The sequence below is a fragment of the Brevundimonas sp. TWP3-1-2b1 genome, assembly GCF_049896165.1.
Lineage (GTDB): Bacteria > Pseudomonadota > Alphaproteobacteria > Caulobacterales > Caulobacteraceae > Brevundimonas > Brevundimonas subvibrioides_B.
Genome location: NZ_JAFCTT010000018.1, coordinates 60057 through 74226 on the forward strand (window position 1 = coordinate 60057; position 14170 = coordinate 74226).

Below are 14170 nucleotides of genomic sequence, written 5' to 3' on the forward strand. Positions count from 1 at the left end.
CCTCAGGCCGTGACGCCGACGCCGATCGGGCAGACCACGCCCGTCCCGCCGATGCCGCAGTAGCCCTCGGGGTTCTTGGCCAGATAGCCCTGGTGATAGCCCTCGGCGAAATAGAAGGGTCCGGCCCCGGTGATCTCGGTCGTGATCTCGCCGCGACCGGCCCTGGTCAGGGCGCCCTGATAGGCATCGCGCGAGGCTTCCGCCTCCTGACGCTGCCCGTCGTTCAGAGTGTAGATGGCCGAGCGATAGGTCGAACCGACGTCATTGCCCTGGCGCATGCCCTGGGTCGGATCGTGCCCCTCCCAGAAGGTCTTCAGCAGTTCGGCATAGGAGATCTCGGCCGGATTGAAGACGACCTGGACCACCTCGGTCTGGCCGGTCAGCCCGGTGCAGGTCTCTTCATAGGTCGGGTTGGGCGTGATCCCGCCGGAATAGCCGACGGCCGTGACCCAGACGCCCGGCAGCGACCAGAATTTGCGCTCCACGCCCCAGAAACAGCCCATGCCGAACACGGCGGTCTCGAACCCTTCGGGATGCGGCCCCTTCAGCGGGCGGCCGTTGACGAAATGGACCTCGTCGGTGGGCAACGGCGTCGAACGGCCGGGCAGGGCGCTTGCGGCGTTGGGCAGGGTGGTCTTCTGGCTCAGCATCGATGCCATCCGTGAGAAAAGGGACATGGCGACCATATGGGAAGCGCCTGCCGTTTTGACCAGCGCGGCGCTTGCCCGAAGCGCCCGGCTGTTCTATCAGCCTCGCCTCCCCGGGCGACCTCCCGGGCGTTAGCCCTCGTGGTGAAACGGACAGGTGGCGGAGTGGTCGATCGCGCACGCTTGGAAAGCGTGTGTAGGTGAAAGCCTACCGAGGGTTCGAATCCCTCTCTGTCCGCCACGCCTTCAGATCTGACGGCCATTTCAGGGGTCGCCCGGGCCACACCCATCATAAGGCCCATCAAAAAGATTGTGCTGCGCAAGCGCCGGGCTAGAGGCTCATAAATCTCAGAATCTTAGGGGGGTGGGGGCTTCGCGGGCAAAGTAGGTGCCACGTGAAAAAAGATTGGTGGCCTGCCCGCGGGCCGGTTCGCGCGCGGCCCTAGAATTCTTTGAAGGCCGATTCGTCGACAGTCACTTCCTCGACCATGCGCACGCTGACGCCGAGGCTGCGGTCCTTGAGCAGGTCGCAGAGCGCGTCACCATCCACCAGATCGATCGCGGGAGCCCCATCACGCGTCGCCTCACGCCGAGCATCTGCGGTAAACGTGCCGGTGGTAATGATCAGTCCTTTATCGGTGCGGCCAACCATAGCTCCGCGAAAATCTCGCACCGCTCCGGCTCCGACGGACCCTATGTATCGCTTGCATTGGAATAGGACGTGGAACGACAGCAGATTGATCCGCAAAACGCCCGTGCCGTCGATGCCGCCATCGCCTGACTTGCCGGTGACCTCTACTTTTACAAAGCCAAACTCCCGAAGTAGGCGTTGGCAAAGGCGTTCGAAGGCAGCGGGCTCGATTTGCTGCAGCCGTGCGATGAGCTCGGCCTTCCAGTCCTGAGCAGCGGAGACCTCGACAATCCCGGGGTGATCCTCGGCTGAGACGCTGGCCATCGAGCGGGCTCGTTTGTTTGCGTATTCGCGCTGAGCCCGCTTCGGTATCTCGGCGACCTCCTCGAGGGTCAGCGACGCCCCTGAAGGCGTCAGGCTCCACACCCCCCGCTGGCTGTTCTCGACGGCACCAGCCTGCTTTAAGAAGCTGCGCGCGAAGGCCATCCGCTGGTCAACGGCCAACTGGTTCAGCTTCCCATGACGCAGGGACAGAACGTCATCGCTGAGCCCCATGTGCTCAACGACATCCTCGAGCATCTCGGCATTGCTCAGAGACCGGCCGTGGGCCCGGAGCCGCTCAATGATTGGCCACATGAAGGCGTCGTAGGTCGGGACATCAGCGATCGTGGCCATCAGGCGTCGGCTTTCTTGCGTCGTTTGGCTTTGGCGGGTTTGGCCAGGAGGCCGGCGGTCATCCGTTCGTAGAGCATGAACAGGTGTTCGACCCGCTCGCGGTCGCTTTCGAACGGAGCTTTGCGGTAAAGGCGGTCGACGGCGAGGTCGAGGGCGCGGTGCGCCTTGCGCAGCTCGGCTGGCATGACATCGGGATCGTAGAGATCGGCCAGGCTCGCGTCCGGATGGGCGGCGCGGGCGTCGAGCACCGCTTGGGCAAGGGTATAGATCCGGGCCTTGTCGGCGTCGGCGAGGGTAGGCCAAGGGAAGGTGTTGTAGACGGAAGGCGCGTAGCTAATGTCGCTCTTCAATCGCCCTGCGACTGTCCTGACCCAAGCCATATGCATTTGTGACGTGAGCACGCCGAAAAGTGCCCGGTCCGCCCCGACGATCATCTGTAGCTTGTTGCTTGCAACTACCGTCTCAGGGAGGAATGCCACAGGGATGTAGTCACGCGCCTCGGAAGATACTTCTGGCACGGCGAGGTAGGGCGAACTCGGCTGCCGATCCTGAGTGAACAACGTCGGCATGTCTGCGAAGGCCCTTACACTTGGGGTTGGGCTTTCCAACCGCCCTCGCCTAACCCTGTCGAGGCGGTCCCGAATCTGCGGTGATCGTCGGATTTCCGAAGGATCGGCGTCTTTCAGCCAAAGGCACCACCGCCGTTTGCCCGAAATCAGTTCGTCTCCGCCAACGTAAGGTCTCAACCACCGATCACTGTCGGGATCTGCAGCCAAGAGCGCTGCCCGGTCAGATGCTTCTAGGATCAGGTTGCTCGTGGTCACGTAGGAGCCGTCTGGCGCCTTGAGGCGGGCACCATCGGTAGGCTGACTCCCTTTTATCATCTGAGGCAGGCCATGCGGGGCGGCTGTGCGAGACCCCAAGATGACGTTCGGGGCGGCTACGAGGTAGCCATTGATCTGAGTGACGTTGCTGGCCCGAGGCTCGCTGGTCGGTGTTGGATAGTCAAATAGCGTTCGAGGACCCTCATAATCCCGAGCCAAGCCGACGATTACGCAATGCACAGCAGCTTGGCCGCGCGCGTCGGAACCCCAGGGAAATGTCCGATGAGCGAAGACTATGCTGAGGCCTGAACGCAGTAAGGCCGACCAAAGAATAGCGGCTTGTTCGCCCTGAGTTATGCTGTTGGTTGAAACCAGCGCTGTCCGAATGCGCCGGTTCAGCTCCGAGTAGTCTGCTGCCTTCTTGAACCACGCCGTCACGAAATCGAGGCGTCCGTAGCGCCCGTCGTGACCCCACACTCGCGTCATCGCAGCGGCCTGCCCTGCCGTCCGCCACTGGTGACCGATGAACGGCGGATTGCCCAACACATAGCTGCACTGCGCCGGCTCAAGCACGGTCGCCCAGTCCATCTCCAGCGCGTCGCCATGGACGATGTGGGGCGCGGCCTTCAGCGGGATGCGGGCGAAGACCTGGCCGAAGGCCTGGCTGAGCCGATTGTTCATGATGTGGTCCATCATCCACATGGCCGTCTCGGCGATGCGGGCGGGGAACTCGTCGATCTCGATGCCGTAGAACTGGTCGACGTCGACCTTGGACAGGACGGCAGCCTCGAGGTCGCGCTGGCCCTCGGGATAGAGGGCGGTGATGACCTCCAGCTCCAGCAGGCGCAGCTCGCGGTAGGCGATGATCAGGAAGTTGCCGCAGCCGCAGGCAGGGTCGAACAGGTTCAGGGCGGCAAGCCGGTCCTGGAAGGCGCGCAACGACGCCTCGCGACCGCGCTTCAGCCCCAGGATGCGCGACAGCTCTGCGCGCAGATCGTCGAGGAACAGGGGTTCGATGACCTTCAGGATGTTCTTCTCGGTAGTGTAATGTGCGCCCTTGGACCGGCGCTCCTTGGCATTCATCACCGATTGGAACAGGGCACCGAAGATGGCCGGGCTGATCTTTTCCCAGCTGAAGCCACAGGCCTCCAACAGCCTGTCGCGCATGGCCGTGTCGAAGGCCGGGATGGGCAGGGGTTCGGCGAACAGATCGCCGTTGATGTAGGGGAACCGGGCGAGGTCTTCGTCCAGGCTGCGCTGGCGGCGCTCGGTCGGCGTGTTCAGCACCTGGAATAGCTCGGACAGCTTGGAGCCGAGGTCGGAACCGTCCTCGGCCGTGCGGTCTTCGATCCAGGTCTGGAGCTGGCCCAGTTCGTCGAAGATGCCGGTGTCGTCGGCGAACATGCAGAACAGGATGCGGACCAGCAACCGCTCCAGCGGGGCACCGTCGTAGCCCGACGCCTTCAGCGCGTCGTGCAGCTTGCCCATGATCTCGGCGGCCAGGATGTTGACCGGGTCCTGATCCCTGAAGATCCGTTTCTCGATGCCGACAACGAAGCCGAACGCCTCCACATGAGCAGGCAGGTCGGCAAGGGCGAAGCGGGTCTCCTCGCGCGTGTCGAGGTCGGTTAGGTGGAAGGTCTGGAAGTCGCAGACTAGGATGTAACGCGGAAGCTCGTGGTCCTTCAGGCCAGGGAAATAGTCGAGCGCCTGATTGCGCGCCTTGGCCAGGTCGCGGCCGGCGGACTTCTGTTCCACCAGAAGCTTGGACTTCCAAAACAGGTCGATGAAACCCTGCTTGTCGCCGAGCTTTTTGACCGGCTCCTCGAACGTAGCGACCTTGCGCCGCTGGACGCCGAAGACCTGGAAGAAGTCGTTGTAGAAGCTCTGGGTCTCGCCCTTCTCGTAATGAGCGTCTGCCCATTCCCGCGAGAACTCTGCGGCGCGCGCCCTGATTTCATTCCAAGATAGCCGCACGGAGCCCCCCCATAACCTTCCGCTAGTTTGAGCGTGGTTCGCGTGGAAAAGCGACTCGCGCAGCAACGTGCTTCTGGGCCCATCGAGCCAAACTTTCTTAGTGAGCCGAAGGCTGTCGCCGGATTGCGTGGCCGGGGACGCAAGCCTAGAGCTTCGCAGTTCTGCAACTCGGAGTGGCGGTGTGTATATCGAAAAACTGCGCCTTCGGAACTTCCGCTGCTTTGGCGATGTCGCGGAAGAATTCACCTTCGACCCAACCTTGACGGCCGTCGTTGGGGCCAACGGCGCTGGCAAGACTGCGATCATCACAGCGTTGATGAAGCTATTTGGCACCCGCGTTGAGGATCGACGACTGACCCGTGAGGACGTTCACTTCGGGCGACATGAAGAGCCGGGCCCGCCCAACGCCGAGGATGCAGCGTTTGAGGAGCTGGATTCGCTGAACGACGAGGCTCTCGCGCCTCCAGCGCCCCCGCCTGCGAGGGGGAAGTTCCCCGACGACCTGGCCGAAATGCTGGGCGAAGTCGCCTCCGGCCAAGTAGGTTTGCCCGCTTCACCCTTGCCGGTGCTCGCCGTTTCGGAGCGCCAGGTCGAGATCGAGGTGACTTTGGCCTTTCCGGAGCTGGAAAGTCCGGACGCTGGTGACGCGGTAGCGGAAATCTTCAAGGCCATGTCAGCCGCAGGACCAGGCGAGCCCCTCAAAGCCCGCATCCGGCTTGAGGCCACGTGGACCTACGGTTCAGACGACGACGATATCAGTTCTAGAATCTTTTGGATCACCACACTCGATGACGTCCCATTCGGCGACAAGGACATTTCCAAGCTGCCGTTTTCGGCTGCTGACCGCCGCCGTTTCGAAATGCGATACTTGCCGGCCACCCGCGACGGGAATGCGATACTGAGACTGGCCCTGCGCGAGCTTTTGGTTTGGCTCGAGAAATTTGGCGACTGGAGCGGCGGTCGGGAGCCGATGGCCAAACAATGGGAGGGCCTGCAGGCAATCTTCGATGACATGCCAGCGATCAGCAAGGTGACGGGGGAGTTGGCCGCAAACTGGGGTCGGCTCTTCGAAGGCCCCCACCTCAGGAGCCCGCGGCTGACGATCTTGGCCCGGGAGATTCAACGCGCCCTCCGCGAGCTGTCGTTGACGCTCGGGCCAGGTCCAAGTGGGCGGCACCGACCTGTCCACGATTTGAGCGAAGGCCAAGCGTCATTGTTTTATGTCGCCCTAGTCATCACCCTGTTCAAGCTAGATGCCGAGCTCGCGAAAACCAAAGTAGAAGGGTTCAGACAGGTCGAAGCTGTGCGGCCTTGGCTAACTCTCTTGGCGATCGAGGAGCCGGAAAACCATCTGGCACCATTTTACCTATCGCGGATGGTCAACCTGTTGAAAGAACAGGCGGCCGCTGAGGGGGTGATGGCGGTGCTGACCACCCATTCGGCAAGCGCCCTTAGACGGGTAAAGCCGGAGCAAGTCCGACATGTGCGGCAGGATATGACATCCCTAACGTCGCGCGTGCGGCGGATCGAACTGCCGCCGAAAACCAGCGACGCCTACAAGTTTATCCAAGAGGCAGTCCACAGTCATCCCGAGCTCTACTTCGCGCGCTTGGTCATCTTGGGAGAGGGTCGGTCGGAAGAAATGGTGCTGCCCCGCGTCGCCAGGGCCCTGGATTCCGATATGGAGTTAGACCCGTCGTTCGTAGCCTTCGTGCCGTTGGGAGGGCGGCACGTGAACCACTTCTGGCGGCTGCTGAACGGGCTTCAAATCCCCTATTTGACCCTGCTTGATTACGACTTGGGCCGTCACGGCGGGGGCGCGCGCCGTCTGCGATACGCGGTCGAACAACTTCGGGAACTGGGTCTGCCGGATATGCCCGCCCCTAAGACCGCGCACCAATGGGACGCTCTTCCAGAAGCCGACCTTGCCGCCAAGCGAGGATGGCTTCGCGCGCGTGGCGTCTTTTATTCTGAAGCGCTGGATCTAGACATGATGATGCTCCAGGCGTTCCCGGGCGCCTATGGCGAGGTGGCTGACGTCAATCCCGAAAGCATTAGGGGCGATGCCTACCTTCAGACGGTGTTCGGAGAAAGCGGAGCCAATGTAGCCGCTTACCCAGCAGGAACGGCACCCTCGGACCTTCAACAAGCTCAATACGCAGCGCTCTTCAAGGGGGGGAGCAAACCGGTCGCGCACGTCGAGGCCCTATCGCGTCTAGATAATGCGGCGATCAAGGCAGGGGCACCTGAGCCCCTTCAAGCACTGTTTGAGCGCTGCGGCGTGCTGCTTGCCCCGGGAGCTGCATGATGGACCTTATCAAACCGGAAGCTTGGTCTCCGCCCGCCGGCGTGCAGCTTGACTCTATTACTATGGAGGCCGTGCGAAGCTCGGCGAGCGCGGTTATCGTTGCGGGCCCAGGTGCAGGCAAAACGGAACTTTTAGCCCAGCGAGCGGCCTTTCTCCTGATGACGGGCGGTTGTCCAGCACCGCGTCGAATTCTTGCCATCAGCTTCAAGCGCGACGCCGCCCGGAATCTTCATCAGCGTGTGGTCCTAAGGGCGGGTGAGGACTTCGGTCGTCGGCTGGAAAGCTACACCTTCGACGCATTCGCCAAGAGCCTAATCGACCGGTTCGGGTCGACCCTCCCGGCCTGGTGTCGACCAGCCCGAAGCTATGAGATCGCATTTCCGGGCTGGCGCGACTGGGATGAGTTCGCTGGGCGTCTACGACGCCAGGGCATCAATCAGAACGGCTCAGAAATTGAGAAGCGCCACGCGACGCTGACAATCCAGCCCGGGCCACTGCCGGCTGATGAAAGCTCAGAACTGCTTGTGAATGCCTCGGGTGTGGCGTGGTGGCAGGAGAGCCTTAACTCCACTCCACCGCGCCTGACGTTCGGAATGATCGCGACTTTGGCGATGACCCTTCTCGCGCATAATCCCTTGGTCCGAGCTGCACTACGACAGACTTATTCCCACGTTTTTCTGGATGAGTTCCAGGACACCACGACCCTTCAGTATGAGCTCTTCAAGAACGCGTTCCTTGGCTCGGATGCGGTGATCACTGCCGTGGGCGACAGCAAGCAAACCATAATGACCTTCGCCGGGGCGAAAGCCGGCATTTTTAGCGACTTCGCCCGAGATTTCGCAGCAACGCCGATCGCCTTGAGCACTAATTTCCGATCAAACGTCCGGATCGTCGAGATCGTCAACTCGATGGCGCGGGTGATCGAGCCTGACGCAGTCCTCGTAAATTCTGCGCGGCGCGCGGCTCTCCCGCCAAAGCCTTTGGACCAGGTTCTGAACTATCGTGACGCGGCACATGAGGCAGACGACCTAGCTGCGATGATCGCATCCGAGGTGCGTGCCGGCGACCGGACTCCGGAGGATTTCATGCTGCTGGTCCGACAATCGGCACCGCAGGTCGAGGCGCAGCTCGCTCCGCGCTTCGCTGCTCACGGACTGACCCTCAGGAATGAGGCCCGATCGATGGGTTCGATTCAGATTCAGGAACTTATGACTGAACCCCTGGCTGACTTGGTGGCGAACGTGGTGCAGATGGGCGCCGGTGACCGGGAGGGGGCACCCTTCCACCGCGTCAGGACAGTCATTGGCGCAGTGTTCGGCGAAGCCGACGGTCGTCCAGCCTCAGAGGCGCGAGTTGAGCGCGCCATCCGCGACGCCGTGGCGGTCGTTCGCAATGAGACCGGCAGCGCGCCGTCGCCCGAGGCGGTCCCCACGATGGTGGCCGCGATAGTGGCGGCGTTTGGCGAGGCCCCACTAGCTCAGTTGAGCCCCGACTATGCTCGGCCCAAACGTTTCGCCGAGATTCAGGCGGGAACGGTTGCCTTTCTCCAAGAAAGCGCCGTCGGAGCGTCAGACTGGGCGGTGGCTGTTCGACGGTTTCGCGGGGCGGACCAAGTCCGCCTGATGACGATACACAAAAGCAAGGGACTCGAGGCGGATACCGTCATCTTTCTCCATCTGCAGGACAGCGGCTTTAATAGGAATGCGAACATGAAGGAGGAGGCGCTGATATTTTTCGTAGCTGCGTCGCGCGCGCGGGAACGCTTCTTCGTTACTTCGACCAGCACCGAACGGCGTCGAGTGCAGCCGCTCTGGGAAATGATGACCGCCGCCGGGATTGGCGACAGTTCAGCGAACGCGAGGGCTTGAGCGGCCCTCCGCGGGTAATTAGCGCCCTGGAGCAATAAACACCGCTCTGGCGGGCGGGGGCAAACGTCGGCCTCGGGCACGAAGTAGCGTGGAGGTTCAGGCTGTTCGCTTTGTCGATGATCGCACCGGAGAGGTGCTAAGACAGTGGGAGCGCTCTTAGCCTTTAATGGCCTCGGTTAGGTGCTGAAGAGGGCTCTGGGGCTCTTCCCGCGCGGCGAACAAATCAATCCAGCGGCTAGCGCGGTGGTCTTCACTCGAAAGCCTTGAAAAGCCCTGTCTGGGCGGCTTTCTCGGCCCAGATTATGGGGCTACAGCCCCGGCCCCTCTCTTCCCCCCCCAGGACGCGCCCTCTGATCATCGCCGAACCAGCCGCCTGCCCGATCGAGGGTTTTTTTATGTAATGAGGCGGTCGAGCACTCCCCGAACGCCGGGCGGCGTCCAGGGAGTGCCCGTCCTCTTCGCTGCCCTGACCGATGGGATCCTACGCGACGAGGTCCGATCGGCGGCGCGCCGGGACGGATTGGTGGCTACTTTTCGACGGTGCGTCCCGCCGGCGACCGCGCTCCCACCTTGGCCCACGCGTGATTTATGGTCGCTTCCCCATGGTGATCAGTCCAACGGCACGCCCCACCGGTGATTACCCGACGACGTGTGTTGGGCGTGCTTTCGCGCACGCTGCGCTGAACAGAACTAGAGCCCCAGATTCCTCAGTGAGGCCCTGAGCTCGCCGACGTTCCAAGCGGTAGTCCGCCCTCCTAGCCGCCGAGGTTTCGGGAGGATGCCCTTCTGCGCCCACCGCCACACATTGGACTGAGAGGTTGCGAAAATCACCGCGACCACCGGCACCCGCACATAGGCGGCGTCGGGGAGCGTGTCGAAGTCGTGCCCGATGGCCGCTTCAGTTCGTGGATCGGCTGGCATCGAAAATGGCACTCCGCTTGAGGAGCCAGCCAATTGGCGCCGATCGCAGCGGATCGCATCAACTGATGCGAGAACCCGGCACTTGGTTTAGTTCACGGTTTGGAGTCGCCGGAGCTCACCCTGTCCCCCTTAGGGCTACCGGACGCGAGTTCCCTGTCCAGGCTCGACTTGAGAGAACGGTAGCGCGCAGCGAGATGTGCCACCCGCCGATGCATCTCCGCGTGGCCCTTTGGATCGGCTTCCACCTCGGCCAACAGTTTGTAGACCCATTTCCGGGAGCACTCGTAAGCATGGGCGACACGCGTTGCTCCCGGCCTGCCCTTGGGATCGAGGGCGCGGTTTAAAAGCAAGTCCTCCTTGATCTGCTGTGTCCGCAGCTCGACGTCGAACGCCGGCGGTCTATTCGCGGGTCTCGTCCACGATCCGCTCAAGATGTCCGCGATCAAATGACGTTCTGCCTCCAGGAGGGTCGAGCCATCCCTGACGCGTTCGATGATCAAAGAAAGATCGCCTAGATGCGCCCTATGCAGACTGGTGGAGCCTTTTAACGCAGAGAACTCGAACGTGTTTTCGCTCATGACCTGCGCAACTCGACCACCTGCCCTGACGCGCCTGGCGGCGAGTAGCAGAATGTCGCCCAGTCCTCAGCAAGCCGTCGCCTCTTTTCGATAAGATCCCCCCGCCGATAGGCAGATTCGGATTTGTTCGGTATCTTATGCGCCAGGGCCATCTCCCCCACTTCGAAGGCATGATTGGTGCGCTCGGCCGCCCAGTCGCGGAAAGTAGACCGGAAGCCGTGTGTGGTGGCGTCCAAGCCCATTCGCTTCAGGACTGCTCGCATGGTCGCGTCTGAGATCATGCCTCGCGCTCCAGGAAACACCAGATCGGTTCCGCCCATTCTCGGCAGGCTCTTAAGCAGCGCTAGAGCCGGCGCTGAAAGCGGCACCCGGTGCTCGCGACCGGCCTTCATTCGTTCCTTCGGAATGATCCACTGACGCTGGGCTAGATCGACCTCGGACCAAGTCATTCCACGCACTTCTCCAGAGCGCGCCGCAGTCAGTATCGCCAGCTCCAGCGCCCGAGCCCCGGTTCCATCGGCATCCCGTAGGCGGGCCATGAATGCGAACATGTCATCTATCGGAAGGGCCCGGTGGTGAACTGTCGGTGCTACCTTCCGACGTTTCGGGAATATCTTGTCGAGATGTCCCTTCCATCGCGCCGGATTGCTCGTCGACCGATACGTTCGCGCGATGGCCCAGTCGATGATGAGCTCGATGCGGTTTCGAACGCGATTGGCCGTCTCCGTCTTGGTGGCCCATATTGGATCTAGGATGCGGTGAATGTGGGCAGCCTCAACCTCCGCGACCCCGATCTCACCGATGATCGGATAGACGTAAGTCTGCAGGGTGCTCGTCCATTGTCCTCGGTGTTTGGCATTCTTCCAGGCTGAGGATTGCCCCAATATGTAAGCCTCGGCCGCTTCTCTGAATGTCATCACTTTCGCGGCGCTTGCTCTCAGGGCGTTCCTAGCTTCTTGGGCCTGACCGATGGGATCGATGCCGCTCCTGATCAGTTCGCGGGCACGACGAGCAGCATCCCGCGCTGCGGCCAGTGGGACATCGGGATATCCACCGAGCCCCATGTCTCGGCGCCGCTCGCCGACGGTCGCGCGCAGGATCCAGCTTCTCCCACCGGTTGGCAGAACCTGCAGGGCCAAGCCTGCCACTCCACCGACGAAGTGGAGCCCTGGTTGATTACGGTTCCTGACCGCCACAGCTGTAAGCTCAGCCGCCTTCTTCGCCATGCGCCACCCATTGTCTAACCCATCAATGAGACTGCAATAGCTGGCAGTGAACTGCAAGGAACTGCGACGATCAGATCGGGCTAAGGCCTGGGTATCAGAGGGTTGTGAGACCACCCACGCGGTTCTGCAGTTGGAAATAGGCGGACTCTCTGTCCGCCACTTCTTTTCGGAAGTTGCTGTAGAGACACAGCTTTTCTCACGGGAAACGCTGCCGTCCTAAAAGCCATCATCAATGCGCAGAGGGGCTTTGCCGCTTCCGCTTTGCCCGACGTGGCGAACTCGCATCGGGCCGAGCGCTGGAAGCGGTGATCTCGGCGGAAGCTTGCCGCTGCGGTCGAACTCGACCCGCTTTCTCGCGGCGCTTCCTTTCCGGCTTGGCAGAGAAGGCTCCATCTTGCGTTGGCGATGCGTCGTCCACTTCTGCAAAGGTCGCCACGGCGGCGTCGGAGGCTGCCCCCCATCCCGGTAATCCCTGTAAAATGCGCTCGGCATTTTTATCGGGCGAGACGTGGCCGTAATGGTCCTCGATCATTTTGACGGAAGTGCCCATCTGCTTGGCCAGGAACAGGGAATCGACACCTTCGGTAAGCCGGAAGGTGGCGTAGGTGTGCCGGAAGCAATAGGTGCTGCGGCGGCTGCCGGTGGCGGAGAACAGCAGCTCAGATTTTTCGAGCAGGTGGGTGATAGGGCTGTTGTAAAGGCTGACCGCGACCCGGCCGTCATGGGTGCAAAACACGGGATCGTCCGGCCCGGTCGCTGGGCTTATCTCCCGAACCTTGTCCAGGTACTCTGCCACCTTCATGGAAGCGACGAGCGTGCGGAATTTGCCTTTGCCGCGCACGTTCATGGTGACGAACCGGCGGCCCTTCTTATCGGTGCGAATGGCCACGTCGCGCCAGCGCAGGTTACGCCCCTCGGGCGGCCTCATACCGGTGTTGGTCATCACGAGGATGAACCAGTAGGTCATGCCGCGATACCAGCCCACGTGCTTGTTGGCGGCCTTCTTGACCCACTGGTTGCGAGCGAAAGTGTGGAGCTTGCGGTACTCGCTCGGCGTGAACTCCTCGCGGGAGACCTTCTTCAATCCAGCAACGGCCTTGAAGGCCGACATATTTGGAATGAGCTTCTTTTCCACGGCGTAGGCCATGATCGCCCGGAACGTGGTCATCTCACCTTTGATCGTGGCGTCGCTAACGATCTCGCGGCCATTGCCCTTGCCCGTGCGCTTTCGAGCGATGGGATATGCTTTCCACAGGGCCTCGCCGATCAACGTGATCTGCCGCGTCCCCATGTACGGGTTCAGTTGAGATTTGACGTGGGATTCCACGGAGCGCCAACGGCTCATCGTGATGTGCCCAGCCTCGGCGCGCTCCTTTTGGAAAGCGGAAAACTCGGCGGCAACCTCAGAGAACGACTTATCGAAGACGGGGTGGCCTAGCTCTAGCTTGACCTCCACGCGGATGGCGGCGTCCCGCGCCCGCTCGCGCGCCTCCGCCTCAAGCGCAGTCTTGAGGGATATGAACTTGTAGGCGTCTTTCTCGGGAATCTTGATCCGGCAATACCAGTTGCCGTGCTTCACATCGGTGCGTCGGAAAATGATGAGACCGGGCCGAACCTCGGTCGTATCGGCCATGAACGCGCGGCCCTTCGGCGCATCTGTATGGAAACTGTGCAGAAATACCTCTCTAACCGTTTGATTCGAGCTATCTGTGTATTCTTGTGCAGTAGTTATTATATGTTATTTGACTATAGTAATCAACTATATAGTGATGTCTTCTTGTAGCGCTGCTACAACGGGAAACTCTTAAGATACTCAATTATATTGGATAAAATCCACTTATTTTGCCTGTGCAGGAGCTGTGTATAAATCTACACGGGCTTTTAAGCGGTGGACTAGAATAGTGGTAGTTGCCTTTGTGCCTCATAGAAGGCCCGCCACTCCGGCGAGCGTGACGCCTGATCGAGCCACGCTTCCACGTAGTCCTCCGGGCGCACATAGGTTTGGACAGCCTCAACCGTGGTGAAGTGCGACCTATATCCCGTCTCGGTAATCGGCAGAGGAGCCCTCTTCGGCGTGATGCTTTCGACCTCCAGATGGGCCATTCGCGTCTGGTCATCATAGGTCAGGTAGTCAGGGTTCCACCGGATTTCGATTTCGATGCCGTGCCAGTTGGTGCGTGTAACGACGTAGTCCTTGGTCATCTCTTCCTCGGGGTTGGGGTTCATTCTGAACCCTTGCCCTTCGGCGAGAATGGGGGTGCAAACGGAGGGGAGGCTTTGCGGGGAACCGGCTGCAAGCAGCGCATCTTGCGCGGATGAAGCTGGGCGGAAGACTATCCGGAGTGCGCCAGGGGCAAAGCCCCAAGCTCATCGCGACACGCATCGTCGCCGTAGGTCTGTCAATCGGCGTCCAAAAGGGACCCCCTATAGGCGTGCAATAGGGACCCCCTTTTGGTGTTCTGGATGGACGTCACGAGCGCACCGCTTGCGAGGGTTGGGGCGTAGGGAGGGCGTA

The 14170-nt window shown here is 61.3% G+C and carries 10 protein-coding genes and 1 tRNA gene; 3 read left to right on the forward strand and 8 right to left on the reverse strand.

Annotated features, from left to right (window positions below; all coding sequences use genetic code 11):
* Positions 1–2: 2 nt before the first annotated feature.
* Complete coding sequence (msrA, locus tag ACP7AB_RS15150; protein WP_425992694.1) at positions 3–650, reverse strand: peptide-methionine (S)-S-oxide reductase MsrA; 648 nt, start codon at positions 648–650, stop codon at positions 3–5.
* Positions 651–798: 148 nt separating this feature from the next.
* Here msrA and ACP7AB_RS15155 point away from each other — a divergent pair.
* Positions 799–888 (forward strand) — tRNA-Ser (locus ACP7AB_RS15155).
* Positions 889–1089: 201 nt separating this feature from the next.
* Here ACP7AB_RS15155 and ACP7AB_RS15160 read toward each other — a convergent pair.
* Positions 1090–1953, reverse strand: coding sequence for a restriction endonuclease (locus tag ACP7AB_RS15160; protein WP_426046174.1), 864 nt, complete (start codon positions 1951–1953; stop codon positions 1090–1092).
* Positions 1953–4820, reverse strand: a complete 2868-nt coding sequence (locus ACP7AB_RS15165; RefSeq protein WP_426046175.1) for a DNA methyltransferase — start codon at positions 4818–4820, stop codon at positions 1953–1955. The genes ACP7AB_RS15160 and ACP7AB_RS15165 overlap by 1 nt, the downstream gene beginning before the upstream one ends.
* Before the next feature lie 115 nt (positions 4821–4935).
* On the opposite strand from ACP7AB_RS15165, the gene ACP7AB_RS15170 reads away from it, so the two are divergent.
* Together ACP7AB_RS15170 and ACP7AB_RS15175 are read left to right on the forward strand one after the other, a co-directional pair.
* Positions 4936–7062, forward strand: a complete 2127-nt coding sequence (locus ACP7AB_RS15170) for an ATP-dependent nuclease (RefSeq protein ID WP_426046176.1) — start codon at positions 4936–4938, stop codon at positions 7060–7062.
* A complete protein-coding gene (locus ACP7AB_RS15175; RefSeq protein WP_426046177.1) occupies positions 7062–8930 on the forward strand; it encodes a UvrD-helicase domain-containing protein in 1869 nt (622 codons plus the stop codon). Before ACP7AB_RS15170 ends, ACP7AB_RS15175 begins: the two co-directional genes overlap by 1 nt.
* A 690-nt stretch (positions 8931–9620) precedes the next feature.
* Here ACP7AB_RS15175 and ACP7AB_RS15180 read toward each other — a convergent pair.
* The 5 genes from ACP7AB_RS15180 to ACP7AB_RS15200 all read right to left on the reverse strand — a co-directional run bounded on the left by ACP7AB_RS15180 (position 9621) and on the right by ACP7AB_RS15200 (position 13881).
* Positions 9621–9851, reverse strand: a complete 231-nt coding sequence (locus tag ACP7AB_RS15180) for a helix-turn-helix transcriptional regulator (RefSeq protein WP_426046178.1) — start codon at positions 9849–9851, stop codon at positions 9621–9623.
* Between the two features lie 92 nt (positions 9852–9943).
* Positions 9944–10429 (reverse strand): hypothetical protein, encoded by a 486-nt coding sequence (locus ACP7AB_RS15185; RefSeq protein ID WP_426046179.1) that lies wholly within the window; start codon positions 10427–10429, stop codon positions 9944–9946.
* The gene (locus tag ACP7AB_RS15190; protein WP_426046180.1) at positions 10426–11655 is read right to left on the reverse strand and encodes a tyrosine-type recombinase/integrase; all 1230 of its coding nucleotides are present in this window, start codon (positions 11653–11655) and stop codon (positions 10426–10428) included. The genes ACP7AB_RS15185 and ACP7AB_RS15190 overlap by 4 nt, the downstream gene beginning before the upstream one ends.
* Positions 11656–11884: 229 nt before the next feature.
* The gene (locus tag ACP7AB_RS15195) at positions 11885–13288 is read right to left on the reverse strand and encodes a tyrosine-type recombinase/integrase (RefSeq protein WP_425992692.1); all 1404 of its coding nucleotides are present in this window, start codon (positions 13286–13288) and stop codon (positions 11885–11887) included.
* Positions 13289–13548: 260 nt separating this feature from the next.
* The gene (locus ACP7AB_RS15200) at positions 13549–13881 is read right to left on the reverse strand and encodes a hypothetical protein (protein ID WP_425992691.1); all 333 of its coding nucleotides are present in this window, start codon (positions 13879–13881) and stop codon (positions 13549–13551) included.
* Between the last annotated feature and the right edge of the window lie 289 nt (positions 13882–14170).

What these genes read in the sequence shown, in the direction of transcription:
- ACP7AB_RS15195 (WP_425992692.1), bottom strand. Translation starts at nt 13,288, where the DNA reads ATGGCCGATACGACCGAGGTTCGGCCCGGTCTCATCATTTTCCGACGC.
- ACP7AB_RS15175 (WP_426046177.1), top strand. Translation starts at nt 7,062, where the DNA reads ATGGACCTTATCAAACCGGAAGCTTGGTCTCCGCCCGCCGGCGTGCAG.
- ACP7AB_RS15185 (WP_426046179.1), bottom strand. Translation starts at nt 10,429, where the DNA reads ATGAGCGAAAACACGTTCGAGTTCTCTGCGTTAAAAGGCTCCACCAGT.
- ACP7AB_RS15180 (WP_426046178.1), bottom strand. Translation starts at nt 9,851, where the DNA reads ATGCCAGCCGATCCACGAACTGAAGCGGCCATCGGGCACGACTTCGAC.
- ACP7AB_RS15160 (WP_426046174.1), bottom strand. Translation starts at nt 1,953, where the DNA reads ATGGCCACGATCGCTGATGTCCCGACCTACGACGCCTTCATGTGGCCA.
- ACP7AB_RS15190 (WP_426046180.1), bottom strand. Translation starts at nt 11,655, where the DNA reads ATGGCGAAGAAGGCGGCTGAGCTTACAGCTGTGGCGGTCAGGAACCGT.
- ACP7AB_RS15200 (WP_425992691.1), bottom strand. Translation starts at nt 13,881, where the DNA reads ATGAACCCCAACCCCGAGGAAGAGATGACCAAGGACTACGTCGTTACA.
- msrA (WP_425992694.1), bottom strand. Translation starts at nt 650, where the DNA reads ATGCTGAGCCAGAAGACCACCCTGCCCAACGCCGCAAGCGCCCTGCCC.